Origin of the sequence: Aestuariivivens sp. NBU2969, from assembly GCF_019931125.1 — a bacterium.
Classification (GTDB): domain Bacteria; phylum Bacteroidota; class Bacteroidia; order Flavobacteriales; family Flavobacteriaceae; genus Aestuariivivens; species Aestuariivivens marinum.
Genome location: NZ_JAIOUU010000007.1, coordinates 105,131 through 120,543 on the forward strand (window position 1 = coordinate 105,131; position 15,413 = coordinate 120,543).

Genomic DNA, 15,413 nt, shown 5'->3' on the forward strand with positions numbered 1-15,413 from the left:
ACAATAAATCCACACTTATGAAACATTTAATCCATAGTATCTTAACATCAATTATCGTTTTAATTGTATCACATAATTGCATGACTGCACAAGCCATTTATGAGGATGAACGTTATGTTCCAGAAGCCGATCCCTTGGTCATTCAAAAAGTAGACGAATGGCAAGATTTAAAATTTGGACTGCTCATGCATTGGGGGACCTATAGCCAATGGGGCATTGTAGAATCATGGTCCTTATGTCCAGAGGAATATGGTTGGTGCGAACGCAGAAAAGGCAGCAACCCTAATAATTATTTTGCCTACAAAAAAGAATATGAAGGATTGCAAAACACTTTCAACCCTGTAAAATTCGACCCAGACAGATGGGCTAAAGCAGCAAAATATGCTGGGATGAAATATGTGGTTTTTACAACAAAACATCATGATGGTTTTAGTATGTTCGATTCCAAATACACCGATTACAAAATCACATCGCCTAATACGCCATTTTCATCACACCCAAAAGCAAATATTACTAAAGAAATTTTTAAATCTTTTAGAAAAGAAGGCTTATGGACCGGTGCTTACTTTTCAAAACCCGACTGGCATGTTAAGAGTTATTGGGATCCGTATTTTCCACCTAAAGACAGAAATGTGAATTATTCTCCTGTAGATTATCCTGAAAAATGGAATGAGTATGTTCAATTTACCCATAACCAAATCATGGAATTAATGACCGATTATGGAAAAGTGGATATTCTCTGGCTTGATGGTGGCTGGGTTGCTAAAACACCTAAAGCCGAAATAACCCAATGGTACAAACATACTGTCGACAATGCTGAAGAGGGCTATCTAAAACACCGTATTATTAATCAAGATATAAAAATGGATGAACTGGTTATTAAGGCACGTAAAAAACAACCCGGCCTTATTGTTGTAGATAGAGCTGTACATGGTAAAAACCAAAACTATTTAACTCCTGAAAATCGTGTGCCAGAAAAGACTTTACCATACCCATGGGAGTCCTGTATCATTTCTGGTGGTGGCTGGTCTTACACCCCCAACGCCAAGTATATGAGTGGTAGAGCGGGTATTCACATGTTGGTAGATATTGTAGCCAAAGGTGGAAACTTATTACTAAACATTGCTCCTAGTCCAGAAGGCGAATGGCAACAAGGGGCCTATGATCTTTTAAAAGAATATGGAGATTGGATGACCGTTAACAGTAGTGCCATTTATGCAACAGAACCCATTTCTCCTTACAAGGAAAACAATATCTGTATGACCCAGAATAAAGCGGGTAATGTATTTTTGTTTTATTTAGCTCAAGAAGGTGAAAACAAAGTTCCTTCAGAAATTGTTGTTAATTCCATTAGCCCTAAAAAAGGTACTAGAATAAGAATGATGGGTTCCAACAAAAATTTGAAATGGAAAAAACAGGACAAAGGTTTTAAAATAATTGTTCCTGAATCTTTACAAAACAACCCAACATCAAAATACGCATGGGTATTTAAAATTGATGCTATAGAAAAATAATCATGCTTAAAAAATTTAACTTTAACCTTTTAGCTGTATTAATTTTAAGCTGTTTTTTTGTCATCACATCGTGCAATAACAAAAATAAAGTCTTAACATTAAAAAACAACTCACTGAAATTTGAGTTTAATAGCAGTGGAGAGGTCATCGGAATTTTTGATAAACACACAAACACAAACTATTTAGACAGGAGTACCCCATCTTACTTGATGGCTATTCGTACTGATGATATTTTCGAGTACCCTACTGCAATGGAAGTAAAAGAAGATATAATAACTTTAAGTTATCCTTCAAATACACAAGCTGAAATTAAATTTAAGATTAAAGAAACTTTTTTCACTTTCGAGTTAGCAGGTATAAAAGGCAATGATAATATCGATTTGATAACTTGGGGGCCTTACCATACAACTATTAGTGAAACTATAGGTGAAACTGTAGGTGTTGTTCGCAATGACGAATTTGCCCTTGGAATCCAATCTTTAAATCTAAAAACGTTGGGCGGATATCCGTATAATGAAAACGATTGTATGCCTGAATTTGATGTGTTTTCACAAAACGATATCACTAACCTCGATGAAGAAGGAAAACCCCATGTTCTTTATCGAATTGAAGCTGCAAAACCAACCAAGGCTGGATCAAGCTTACAAACCTATTGTAGAAATAGAAATGAAGATAGAATTATAGAAAACCTAGGTCACGATAAGTTTGTTTCACCCAAATACAACGACGGTGGTATAATAGGCTCAAAAACAGCCCTTTTTGGGGTCCCTACTAATGATGCTTTAAATACAATTGAGACCATTGAATTAACTGAAGGATTGCCACATCCAACCCTAAATGGCAAATGGATGAAAACAGTCCCTGAGGCTTCTTCAGCATACATCATTATGAACTTTAATGAAGAAACCATAGATGAAGCCATAGAAATTACTAAACAAGCAGGGTTAAAACATTTATACCATCCCGGAAAGCTTTATGAAAGTTGGGGGCATTTTGAATTGTACAATAAAGTATTTCCCAACGGATATAAAGGAATGAAGGCCTGTGTTGAAAAAGCAAAAAAAGAAGGTATTTCAATAGGCTCCCATACTCTTTCCAACTTTATTACCACAAATGATTCTTATGTAACACCTATCCCAGATAAGCGATTGGCTGAAGTAGGAAGTTCTGAAATCACACTAGATACAGATGATAAACAAACAGAAATCCAAATAGCATCACCAGATTTTTTCAACCAATTTAAAAATAACAGTTTACGAACCGTAAGGATTGGCAGCGAATTAATTAGATATGGTAGTGTTTCCGAAAAAAAACCCTGGAAATTATTAGATTGCCAACGTGGTGCTTTTGATACTAAACCATCGTTACATAAATCAGGAACCAAAATTGCCAAATTACTAGATCATCCTTATAAAGTATTTTTATCTAATACTGAGTTGACAAAAGTGCTTTCAAAAAATATTGCTGATGTCTATAATAAAACAGGAATGAAGCAAATCTCTTTTGATGGTTTAGAGGGCAATAAATCTACTGGATTAGGCAATTACGGTGAAGCAATGATGCCTTATGTTTGGTACAATAATTTATCGGAAGACCTCAAAGACGGGTTTATTATCGATGCCAGTAGAACCACACATTTTTTCTGGCATATCTTCACCCGAATGAATTGGGGTGAACCTTGGTATGCGGGTTTTCGTGAAAGTCAAACAGAATATCGCATGAAGAACCAACCGTATTTTAAAAGAAACTACATGCCTGCTATGCTAGGTTGGTTTAGAATGACTCCTGAAATCAGTCTAGAAGATATGGAATGGATGCTTGCCAGAAGTGCCGCTTTTGATGCTGGGTATGCATTTGTTACATCTCACGAAACTATTCAAACCCATGGACAATCTAACGCTATTCTAGAATTGATTAAACAATGGGAACAAGCTAGATTAGCTGGAGTTTTTCCAGAAAGCTTAAAAACAGAAATGGAAAATTTAAAAAATGAATACCATTTAGAAGCCATTTCAGAAAACTCTTGGAAGCTATTTCCCATTACCTTTAACGTCTTAAATCATTCAAAAAAAATAAGGCAACCTGGAGAACCTTTATATTCAACATTTAATTTTGAAAATTCATCTGGTATGCAACCGTTGGTATTTACCATTAAACCATCAAAAGCCACTATATGTAAAAATATTATAATAGAGTTAGATAACTATAAGAAAATCCAGTTACCCATAACCCTAACCAACAACCAGATATTTAAATACAAAGGTGGTGATGAAGGCTTTCTGTACGATAAAAACTGGAACATTATCAAAACTATAGATTTAAATATTGATACTATTGAAATTACAAAAGGAGATCATTCATTAACGCTAGATTGCGAATTTTTAAGTGACGAGGATTCTGAAATAGAATTACAAGTTAAAACTATGGGAAAATCCATTTTGTTGACTAAAAATGAGTAACACATAAAAATTATAAAGATGTTGATTAAAGAACTTAAATCGTTAAAGCTTTTATCTACCATATTTTTATTTACTCTTGTATACCAGTTGTATGCTCAAACTCCTAAGGATTATGTCAATCCATTTATAGGAACCTCCAATTATGGAGCCACTAACCCAGGGGCTATCGCCCCTAGAGGTATGGTTAGTGTATCACCTTTTAACGTGGCTGGAACACAAAATGCACCAATGGAAAAAGATAGTCGGTGGCTCTCCAATCCTTATGTCTATGAAAACACTTTTTTAACAGGATTTAGCCACGTAAACTTAAGTGGGGTAGGGTGTCCTGATTTAGGTGTTATTCTAACTATGCCTACTACTGGAGAATTAGAAACTGATTTTGTAAAATATGGCTCCCCCTATTCGTTTGAAATTGCCAAACCTGGTTATTACAGTACAACACTTAACAAGTATAAGGTAAAAGTAGAAACCACGGCTACAACTAGAACGGGTATTTCTAAATACTATTTCCCTGAAGGCCAGGCAAACATATTAATCAATTTAGGCTTAGGATTAACCAATGAAGAAGGAGCAACTGTAAAAATTGTATCACCTACCGAAGTAGAAGGTATGCGTAACGTGGGGTCATTTTGTTATTATAAACCCGATGAATCTTACCCAGTCTTTTTCGTAGCAAAGTTTAGTAAACCCGCCGATAAATATGGCGTCTGGAAAAAACCTCGAAAATATGAAGGATTAGAAGGCCAATGGATGGGGTATAATGGTAAAATCCGTCTGTACAAGCAATATAGAAAAGAAGTTATTGGTGATAGCATAGGAAGTTATTTTAGCTATAATTTTAAAGAACCCACAGAAGTTGAGGTTAAAATAGGGGTGTCTTATGTAAGTATTGAAAATGCAAGAGAAAACCTAGAGAGAGAAACAGAAGGGTTAACATTTATAGATATTTATAAAAAGACATCAACTTACTGGAATGATCTACTCTCCAAAATTGAAGTAGAAGGTGGCACTAAAGACGACAAGACCATTTTTTATACTGCTTTGTACCACACACTCATTCACCCAAATATTTTAAATGATGTTAATGGTGAATACCCTACTATGTCAAAACGGGAAACAGCCAATACTAGTGGTACACGATTTACAGTGTTTTCCTTTTGGGACACCTATAGAAACTTGCATTCTCTCATGTCCTTGGTCTACCCAAAACAACAATCAGACATGATAAAAAGCATGATAAGCATTTATGACGAAAGTGGTTGGTTACCAAAATGGGAGCTCAATGCTACCGAAACTACTACCATGGTTGGTGATCCTGCAGGAATTGTGATAGCCGACACCTATTTAAGAGGTATTAATGATTTTGATATAGAAAAAGCCTATGAAGCCATGAGTAAAAGTGCAATGCAGTTAGAAAATAATCCGCTTCGTCCTGGAATTAAAGATTATGTAAACAAGGGGTTTTTAACGACAACCACAACAAAAAGTGGGTCGGTTTCTACAACACAGGAATATAATATTTCTGACTTTGCTATTGCTCAATTAGCAAAAACCTTAGGCAAAACAAAAGATTATAAATTATTCTCAAAACGTTCTATTTCCTATAGAAATTTATTCGACAAAGAATTCAACTTGTTGCGTCCAAAAAACCATGACGGTTCATGGTACTCCCCTTTCGATCCAAACAAAGGTGCAAATTTTGAAAAAAACCTTGGCTTTATAGAAGGCAATTCATGGCAATATACTTTCATGGTTTCCCATGACATACCATGGCTAATGAGAAGTATGGGTGGACAAAATCAATTTGTGAAAAAGTTAGATGAAGTGTTTGAAAAAAATCTGTTTGATATGGCTAATGAGCCCGATATTGCATATCCCTATTTATACAATTTTACAAATGGTTATGAATGGAAAACCCAAGACCGAGTTTCTAATCTCATAAAAACATATTTTACCAATAAACCAGCTGGTCTCCCTGGCAATGACGATACCGGAACCATGAGTGCTTGGCTAATTTATAGTATGATGGGTATTTATCCTGTATTACCAGCAAAACCTTTATACACCATTACCACACCAGTCTTCGATAAAGTCACTATTCATCTGGACAAACGCTATTATAAAAACAACACCCTTGTAATAACTTCCAATTCTTTTAAAACTGGCAAAAAACACATAAAAAATATTCAAATCAACAACGAAAACTTAAACAGTTACTTTATATCCCATGATAAACTGGTTAATGGGCAACTTTTAAAAATTAATTTAAAATAAACAGGTTTTATTTACAATAAAACAAAATACTCATATTGATGAAAAAAGCAAATATTCTATTAGTAATTTTACTTACAGTCATTCAAACAATTAATGCTCAAAAAACAATAAAACACCCTTATCAAGACTCTAATTTGGATGTAGAGGAGAGAGTGAAAGATTTATTAAGCAGAATGAGCTTAGAGGAAAAAGTACGTCAAATGGACATGTACAAAGGTCCTGCTTTTAAAGAAGATGAGCAATTTTCGGAAACTAAAACCCAAAAACTTATTGGAAACCATTTAGGGGTTGGTGCAATCCATGACATTTACCCGCGTTCTGCCAAAATGATAAACGATTTACAAACTCATGTCATTAAAAATAATCGCTGGGGCATTCCTGCATTAATAATGTGTGAAATGCTTCATGGTTATTTAGACGATGGAAGCACGGCTTTCCCCATGAGTATTGGACTTGGAGCCACTTGGGACACTGATTTAATGGCTCAAGTAGGACAAGTTGTGGGTACCGAAGCCCGGGCCCATGGTGTGCATTATGGATTAGGGCCTGTACTAGGGGTAGGTAGAGAACCAAGATGGGGAAGAGTTGCAGAAACTTTTAGTGAAGATGCTTATTTGGCTGGAGAAATAGGTTTGGCCATGATAACTGGTATCCAAGGCGACTCGCTATCTTCAGACAGATCTATTATTGCTGAACCGAAACACTTTGCCGTTCATAGTTATCCTCAAGCAGGAGGAAATTCGTCACCAGTGATTGTAGGACAACGTACCGCAAGAGAAGATTTTTTGTCCGTTTTTGAAAAAGCATACACTAAAGGTAATGCCTTAGGCGCAATGTGCGCCTATTCAGAATTGGATGGTATTCCTTGTGCTGTTAACTCTTGGTTGCTTACCGATGTGTTAAGAAAAGAATGGGGCTTTAAAGGTATTGTTATTTCAGATCTTGGAGCTATAAAATATGTTCAAACTACTCATTATGTTACAAGTTCCCCTAAAGAAAGCATCCTGGAAGCTATTAAAGCCGGTGTAGACATGCAATTTTATGATTTTACAAACGAATTTTGGCAACAAACCATTATTGACCTTGTGACAGAAAATGCGCTTTCTATGCAGCACATAGATAGAGCCGCTGGAGGTGTGTTACGCTTAAAGTTTTTACTTGGTCTTTTTGAAAACCCATATACAAACCAAAAACTTATAGACGAAAGATTTCACTCCAAAAAGCATCAAGATCTCGCACTATTGGCTGGGCAAAAATCCATTTGTTTGTTAAAAAATGAAAAGAAAACATTGCCTCTTAAAAAAGACATTAAAACCGTTGCCGTTTTAGGACCTAATGCCGATGCTTCCCGTTTGGGTGGATATTCTGTAAGAAACAAAAAAGCTATTACAGTTCTTGAAGGCATAAAAGAGGTTCTTGGAAAAAACACTAACGTACTATATCATGAAGGCGTACCATTAATAGTTAAAGGACAAGTCATTCCATCCCCATGCTTATTAACACCAGACCAATCCCAAAACGGGTTAAAAGGTGAATATTTTAACAATATGAATTTAGAAGGGACCCCTGTTTTAACTAGAATAGACAAACAATTGGAATTCGATTGGCCATGGTCTCCTGGTGAAGGAGTTAATGATGATCAATTTTCAATACGTTGGACAGGTTTTATAAAAGCTAATAAATCGTTTAACGGATGGCTGGGCCTTAGTTCAGACGATGGTATTAGAATGTGGATTGATGATAAGTTGGTTATTGATAATTGGAAAAAAGGAGGTACCAATATAGTTACTACCCCTACTAATGTTGAAGCTGGAAAAACCTACAAAGTTCGTATTGAAATGTGGGAAGGGGGCTGGGGAGCCAGAGCACATTTACGTTGGAATCTTGAAAAAGTAAATATGAAACCTGCCATAGAACTTGCAAAAAAAGCTGATGTTGCCATAGTCGTTTTAGGCGAGTCGAGAGAATTGGTTGAAGAAAATAGGGATGTTGCAACGCTAGATTTACATGGTGTTCAAGAAGATTTCATAAAAGAAATCACTAAAACGGGTACACCTGTAGTCTGTGTACTTTTAAATGGTAGACCGCTTTCAATAAACTGGATTAACAATAATGTTCCAGCAATTGTAGAAGGATGGTTTCCTGGTGAAGCTGGAGGTAAAGCTATAGCAGATGTATTGTTTGGTGATTATAATCCCGCTGGAAGACTCCCTATTACGGTACCAAAATCAGTTGGACAACTACCTATATACTACAATCAAAAACCCTCAAGTATCCATAGGTATGTGAAAGAAAGTGAAAACCCCCTTTACCCTTTTGGTTTTGGGTTGAGTTACACTACATTCGAGTATAGCAACCTAAAAGTAAGTTCCGGGAGCATTAAAATTGGGGCATCTGTGAATGTATCTGTGGATGTTAAAAATACAGGTGACCTAGATGGAGAGGAAGTTGTACAACTGTACATTAATGACACATACAGTAGTGTTACAACTCCCCGGAAAACACTTAAAGGCTTCAGGCGTGTATTCATTAAAAAAGGAGAAACCCAAACTATATCCTTTACCCTATCCCCCAATGAATTAAGCATTTGGAATCGTGATATGAATCGCGTTGTTGAACCTGGAACTTTTGAAGTGATGGTAGGTGGTAATTCAGTAGATGTAATTAAATCTTCTTTTGAAGTTATAGAATAACCCTAAAAAAGTATTCATGAAAAAGCTGAAAGTGTTTAAACGTATCTCTAATTTTTTATGGATGCCAATTACTTTATTTGTGTTATTCTTTTCATGTAAAGAAAAAAATATACTAGAACTTGTATATGATGGACGTTCAAACTACGATATCGTGGTTTTAGATTCGGCTACAAAACATCATTACCAATCAGCTCAAATTCTTCAAAATTACATTAAAAAAATTACTGGTGTTCATTTGGAATTGGTGGATGAAAGTTCTCAGAATATAAATAAACACAAAATTTATGTGGGGACTATCGTTGATAACAGCTTAGAAAAAGATCAAATCCTCATCAAAGAAGACAACAAAAATCTGTTTATAAATGGAGGTTCGGATAGGGCCCTAAGATTTGCAGTATACGAATTTTTAGAACGCTATTTGGATTGCAAATGGTTAGCACCTAAAGTGGATCATATTCCAAATTCAACCTCAATTACTTTACAATTGCCTATAGCGTATAGTTATAGCCCTGAAATTAAAACCCGAACCGTTCATTCGAAACTGTTTTATACCGATACCATTTTTTCGGAAAAACATAAAGTAACGACCCAAGCATTTCCTTATTATGTCCCAAAAGCAAGGGTGCACACCTTCCATCGTTTTTTACCCGAAGAACAATTTTATAAATCTCATCCAGAATATTTTGCTTTAAGAAATGGAAAACGTCTCCCAACACAACTGTGTTTAACCAATAAAACTGTTTTGGAAATTGTAAAAGATTCGGTACATTCATTGTTTAAACAATACCCAGAAGCTTTAGTAATTTCGGTAAGTAGTAATGATAATACGCAATATTGTACTTGTGATAATTGCAGTAAAATTGATAATGAGGAAGACAGCCAATCGGGTACTATGATTCGTTTTGTAAACGAAATAGCCAAAGCGTTTCCAAACAAGACCATTTCCACATTGGCTTACCAATACACACGAAAGCCTTGTAAAACAAAACCTTTAGACAATGTACTAATTACCTTGTGCTCCATTGAATGTGACCGTAGTGCCCCCATCACTAAAAAATGTACTGATTTCGCAGATGATATTAGGGGCTGGAGCAAACTCACCAATAATATCCGAATTTGGGATTACACTACACAGTTTACCAACTTTTTAGCACCTTTCCCAAATCTCAACACCCTGCAGCCCAACATTCAATTCTTTAGGGACAACCATACAAAATGGGTCTTTGAGCAGCACAGTCACAATCCAAGCGAATTGTTTGAGCTACGCTCATATCTTATGGCTAAACTCCTTTGGAACCCCGATTTGAATGTTAATGAACTTATTACAGAATTTACTAATGGTTATTACCAAGAAGCAGGGCCTTTTATAAAAAAATATATAGATACAATCCATATTGAACTGCAAAAACACACTGACTTTTTTCTATTTCTTTATGGCGATCCATCCCAAGCATTTAATAGCTATTTGAGTCCGGCGCTTCTAAAAGAATACAAAACACTTTTTGACAAAGCTGAAAATGCTGTTACAAACAAGCCTGAAATTTTAAAACGTGTAAAGCAAGCTCGATTGGGAATTGATTATGCTATATTAGAAGCCTGCAGAAAACATGTTTCGAAAGATTTTGTTTTAAATGAAAACTCTAAAACTTTGATTGAAAATTTCATGTATACCTGTAAAGAAGCTAATATCAGCTTGATGAACGAAATGGGCTACACCACCAAAGAATATGGTGAGGCCTATTTAAGATCAGTTGAAGTTGCCATGCAGCCCAATTTGGCATCAGGAAAATCAGTTACATTATTAACCAAGCCAAAAAAATATGCCAACGAAGATCCTCTATCCCTGACCGATGGCGCTTTGGGTGGTGCTAATTTTTATTCCAATTGGCTAGGCTTTGAGGGCAATGACTTAGAAGCTATTATCGATTTAAAAACATCACAGCAAGTATCCTCCATTTCAACAGCCTTTTTGCAAGTGACCAACCACATTGTATTCTTTCCAAAACAAGTGTCTTACTATGGCTCTACCAACGGAAAAAATTTTAAGGAATTGGGAGTCGTAGTCAATGAGTATCCATTAAATAAATCAAGTAAAACAAACGATATTCAATACTTTAATTTAACCATTAAACCAACATCGTTTCGCTATTTAAAGCTAAAAGCCATTAATTTAAAAGAAGCCCCCTATTGGCACCATGCTGCAGGGTTACCGTCGTGGGTTTTTGCTGATGAAGTAATTATTAACTAACCATGAAAAAGATCTTAATAATTGCTCTAACTATGCTTTTTACAGGCTTTGTATTTGCACAAAACTATAAAATAATGACCTACAACATACGTTATGACAATCCAAACGATGGCGAAAACAACTGGTCTAACAGAAAAGCTCCAATAAGTAATCAAATACTTTCGAATAAACCAGATATTATTGGAATTCAAGAAGGTTTACATCATCAAATTGTTTATTTGGATAGTATACTTGTTGATTACAAGTATGTTGGTGTAGGCAGGGATGATGGCAAAACCAAAGGAGAATACAGTGCTATTTTTTATAATTCCAATACATTTAAAGTCATTAAAACTGAGACCTTTTGGTTATCTGAAACACCAAAAAAAATATCTATTGGTTGGGATGCGGCCATGGAACGCATTTGTACTTATGCACTATTTAAAAACAAAACCAATAAGGAACACTTTTGGGTTTTTAATACTCATTTCGATCATATTGGAAATATTGCCCGAGAACAAAGTTCAATACTAATTGCTGAAACCATACAGCATTTAAACAAACATAATTATCCTGTTATTATTACTGGGGATTTTAATTTAAAACCTGAAAGTAAACCCATTAAATACCTATCAAGTATTTTTAATGACAGTAAATTGGCTTGTAGCACCTTGCCTGTTGGTCCAAAAGGAACTTTTAATGGTTTTGATTTTACTAGACCAATAAATGATCGCATTGATTATATATTTACAAGTAAGAGCATTAAAGTAAAAAGATATATTGTTTTAAGTGACATGAAAGACGATAAGTACCCCTCTGACCATTTACCGGTATGTATTGAATTGTTATTATAAAACAACCAAAATGTTTACCTGAATTAATTTTAAAAAACGTAACTAGCAAAAATAATATTAGTTTAAGTCTTATTAGTAGTAGAAAAAAACTAGTTTTTCATTTTTATTTGTTAAAATGGTGGAAAAATGATGTCTATAGTTAAGAAATTAATAGTATCCTTTATAATTTTTGGCTTCTTACGAATGTCTTTTGCTCAAAATAGCAATGACATTGATTACTCAAAAGAAATAACCGAACGTCCTTACCCTAAATGGTTTAAAGATGCTAAATTGGGCATTTTTATTCATTGGGGGTTATATTCAGTTCCTTCATATGGTAGAAAAGAATCGTATGGCGAATGGTTTTTAAGAGGTTTACAAGTTAACGATTCATTGCGTACAAATTTTATGAAAAACACCTATGGGCAAAACTTCACTTATAAAGATTTTGCACCATTGTTCAAAGCCGAATTATTCAACCCAGATGAATGGGCTAGCTTATTTGAAAGAGCAGGTGCTAAATACGTAATGCTTGTTTCAAAACACCATGACGGTTATGCACTTTGGCCAAGTAAGTATAACAGAAACTGGAATAGTGTAGATGTAGGCCCAAAAAGGGATATTGTTGGGGAATTGACTAATGCCGTTAGGAAAACGAATCTTAAAATGGGATTATACTATTCCTTGGCAGAATGGAACCATCCGCTGCACCGTTGGTACACAGATCCCCATGACAGTATAGGCAACTATGTCGATAACTATATGATTCCTCAATTTAAGGAATTAATAAGTACTTATAAACCCACTTTAATTTTTGCTGATGGCGAATGGTTCAATTCAGCAAAACAATGGCATTCAGCGGAACTCATCCATTGGTATTATAATTTGGTTGGCGATGATGCCATAGTAAACAATAGATGGGGAAGCGGTTTGGATGTTGGGTTTTTAACTCCAGAATATAGCGCAGGAATTAAAGTTACCAATAGACCTTGGACCGAAGTAAGGGGGCTAGGCAGGTCGTTTGGACTAAACCGCAATGAGACTTTGGAAGCTTATGGTACATCGCAGGAACTAATCCATCGTTTTGTGCAAGCCGTAGCCAATGGTGGTGGTATGATTTTAAATGTTGGTCCAAAAGCAGATGGGCAAATTCCACTTATTCAGCAAGAACGACTTATTCAATTAGGCAATTGGCTTCATATAAATGGCGATGCTATTTATGGATCGGAAACCTATAGTATTAAAGAATTGGAAAAAAAAGTTGCCTTTAAGCGTATTGATAAAAATATCAACTTTAATTGGGTTAGAAACTCTCCCATAAAAGGCATTAAAGAAGACCATTTTTCTGTGGAGTGGAACGGTTTTATAGTGGCTCCAGAGTCAGGTAATTTCACTTTTAATGTAGAAGCTGATGATGAAGCAGTGGTTTATATTGATGGAAAACAAATTATCAACTTAAACTATTCGGTTAAAGGTACACAATCGGAAGTCATGGGATCAAATAATAGTTCGGCTTCCCAAGGCAAATTAAAATTAAAGGCTGGAATAGCCTACCCCATTAAAATTCAGTATAGAGAAAAAGATTTAAATGCATCTATAAAATTGTATTGGAGTACCAATACTGTTGATAAACAAATAATTCCTGAATCTTCATTCTTTGTAGATGCTACAAGAACCAAACAAGGTTTAACTGGCAATTACAGTTCCCTTAAAACCTACCTGTGTTTTACACAAAATGGTAATAAACTTTACGCTATAAGTTTTGATTGGCCTGAAGAGGAGTTGGTGCTTAATATTCCCAATCCTGGAGAAAATGCAACAATTAAAATGCTTGGATTAGATAAAAACTTAAATTGGTCTTACAGTAATAATAGCTTGATTATAGATACAAAAGATATAAAATATGTAGATTTACCATCGCATGATGCTTGGACCTTTGAAATAGTGCATCAATAATTTTATAGCTTTAATAAATATGCTTAGAGCACTTTTTAAATTTTCCAGCTAAAAAAATAACATTAACCCATGGGTTTAGTAAATTAAGCCCTTAAAATTAATTACGTTTTATGGATACATTCAGTAAAATTCCAGTGGTATCAAAAAAAGTTTTAATACCTTTTATTTTAGTAACCTCGCTTTTTGCTTTATGGGGTTTTGCTAATGCCGTAACAGACCCTATGGTTCAGGCCTTTAAAAAAGTATTAGAGTTATCAAACTCACAAGCTGCTTGGGTTCAAATGGCATTTTATGGCGGGTATTTTTGTATGGCTTTGCCTGCGGCTATGTTTATGCGAAAGTACTCCTATAAAGTAGGGATTTTAATTGGATTGGCGTTATATGCCACAGGTGCTTTATTGTTCTATCCGGCAGCACAATCGGAAAGCTTTTTGTTTTTCTGTATGGGATTATATGTATTAACATTTGGTCTTGCATTTTTAGAAACTGCTGCCAACCCATATATTTTAGCTATGGGAGCCAAAGAAACGGCAACCCAACGATTAAATTTAGCCCAAGCCTTCAATCCGGTAGGTCTTATTGCCGGTCTATTAGTGGCTCAACAATTTGTTTTAAGAAATTTACAATCGGATGATGTAACAGATTTTAGCCTTCTCGACGAAGCCTCAAAAATTGCCATTAAAACTGCTGATTTAATGGTTATTCGTAATCCGTATGTTATTTTGGGCTTGGTTTTAGTTGGTATTTTTGTGTTGTTTGTAGTAAGTAAAATGCCTCAATCTAAAGATGAAGGTAGCATGCCAAGTATAAGTGTTACATTCGCTACTTTGGGTAAAAACGTTAAATACATTTTAGGCGTTTTGGCTCAAATACTGTATGTTGGAGCGCAAATTATGTGTTGGACTTATATATACCAATATGCAGAAGGCATTGGTATAGATAGTGTAACAGCTGGAAGCTACCAACTTGCTGCTTTTATTTTATTTATTGTTGGTCGGGCTGTCGGCACATATATGCTACGTTTTATTAGTTCTGGTAAACTTCTAATGTATTTTGCTTTATTGGCTTTAGCATTTACAGCTGGAACTATCTTTATACAAGGTGCTGCCGGGTTGTATTGTCTAGTTATTATTTCCTTCTTTATGTCCTTAATGTTTCCAACCATTTATGGTATTGCCCTAGGCGATTTAACCGAAGAGCAATCAAAAATAGGTTCTGCTGGATTAGTTATGGCCATTGTAGGTGGTGCATTAATGCCAAAATTGCAAGGTATGATCATAGATGCTGGAGGTAATGGTGTTGCAGACACAGAAATTCTTGGTGTTTCTGAAGTAAATTTCTCTTTTATTTTACCACTACTGTGCTTTGTGTATATAGCATGGTATGGCTTTAGGGTATTTAAAAGACATGAAGCTACAGACGACATATTACATGTAACAGAATAAATTAATAATAAA

At 35.2% G+C, this 15,413-nt stretch carries 8 protein-coding genes; all 8 read left to right on the forward strand.

What is annotated here, in order from left to right; all coding sequences use genetic code 11:
- Window positions 1–17: 17 nt before the first annotated feature.
- The 8 genes from K7G79_RS07465 to fucP all read left to right on the forward strand — a co-directional run bounded on the left by K7G79_RS07465 (window position 18) and on the right by fucP (window position 15,401).
- Complete coding sequence (locus K7G79_RS07465) at window positions 18–1,514, forward strand: alpha-L-fucosidase (RefSeq protein ID WP_223550657.1); 1,497 nt, start codon at window positions 18–20, stop codon at window positions 1,512–1,514.
- Between the two features lie 209 nt (window positions 1,515–1,723).
- The gene (locus K7G79_RS07470; protein WP_223550659.1) at window positions 1,724–3,973 is read left to right on the forward strand and encodes a hypothetical protein; all 2,250 of its coding nucleotides are present in this window, start codon (window positions 1,724–1,726) and stop codon (window positions 3,971–3,973) included.
- A gap of 18 nt (window positions 3,974–3,991) precedes the next feature.
- The gene (locus tag K7G79_RS07475) at window positions 3,992–6,247 is read left to right on the forward strand and encodes a GH92 family glycosyl hydrolase (protein WP_223550661.1); all 2,256 of its coding nucleotides are present in this window, start codon (window positions 3,992–3,994) and stop codon (window positions 6,245–6,247) included.
- Window positions 6,248–6,285: 38 nt separating this feature from the next.
- Window positions 6,286–8,940: a glycoside hydrolase family 3 N-terminal domain-containing protein gene (locus tag K7G79_RS07480; protein WP_223550663.1), complete on the forward strand. Its 2,655-nt coding sequence runs from the start codon at window positions 6,286–6,288 to the stop codon at window positions 8,938–8,940.
- Window positions 8,941–8,956: 16 nt separating this feature from the next.
- Window positions 8,957–11,188 (forward strand): DUF4838 domain-containing protein, encoded by a 2,232-nt coding sequence (locus tag K7G79_RS07485; RefSeq protein WP_223550665.1) that lies wholly within the window; start codon window positions 8,957–8,959, stop codon window positions 11,186–11,188.
- A gap of 2 nt (window positions 11,189–11,190) precedes the next feature.
- On the forward strand, window positions 11,191–12,021 hold the full coding sequence (locus K7G79_RS07490) for an endonuclease/exonuclease/phosphatase family protein (RefSeq protein ID WP_223550666.1): 831 nt from the start codon (window positions 11,191–11,193) through the stop codon (window positions 12,019–12,021).
- A 126-nt stretch (window positions 12,022–12,147) separates the two neighbouring features.
- Complete coding sequence (locus K7G79_RS07495; RefSeq protein ID WP_223550668.1) at window positions 12,148–13,956, forward strand: alpha-L-fucosidase; 1,809 nt, start codon at window positions 12,148–12,150, stop codon at window positions 13,954–13,956.
- Window positions 13,957–14,066: 110 nt separating this feature from the next.
- Window positions 14,067–15,401 carry an L-fucose:H+ symporter permease gene (fucP, locus tag K7G79_RS07500; RefSeq protein ID WP_223550670.1) on the forward strand — a complete coding sequence of 445 codons (1,335 nt, stop codon included), beginning with the start codon at window positions 14,067–14,069 and terminating at the stop codon, window positions 15,399–15,401.
- Window positions 15,402–15,413 lie beyond the last annotated feature (12 nt).

Excerpts from the sequence above, each read along its gene's own strand:
- K7G79_RS07480 (WP_223550663.1), top strand. The coding sequence starts at position 6,286 with ATGAAAAAAGCAAATATTCTATTAGTAATTTTACTTACAGTCATTCAA.
- fucP (WP_223550670.1), top strand. The coding sequence starts at position 14,067 with ATGGATACATTCAGTAAAATTCCAGTGGTATCAAAAAAAGTTTTAATA.
- K7G79_RS07490 (WP_223550666.1), top strand. The coding sequence starts at position 11,191 with ATGAAAAAGATCTTAATAATTGCTCTAACTATGCTTTTTACAGGCTTT.
- K7G79_RS07470 (WP_223550659.1), top strand. The coding sequence starts at position 1,724 with ATGGCTATTCGTACTGATGATATTTTCGAGTACCCTACTGCAATGGAA.
- K7G79_RS07465 (WP_223550657.1), top strand. The coding sequence starts at position 18 with ATGAAACATTTAATCCATAGTATCTTAACATCAATTATCGTTTTAATT.
- K7G79_RS07485 (WP_223550665.1), top strand. The coding sequence starts at position 8,957 with ATGAAAAAGCTGAAAGTGTTTAAACGTATCTCTAATTTTTTATGGATG.
- K7G79_RS07475 (WP_223550661.1), top strand. The coding sequence starts at position 3,992 with ATGTTGATTAAAGAACTTAAATCGTTAAAGCTTTTATCTACCATATTT.
- K7G79_RS07495 (WP_223550668.1), top strand. The coding sequence starts at position 12,148 with ATGATGTCTATAGTTAAGAAATTAATAGTATCCTTTATAATTTTTGGC.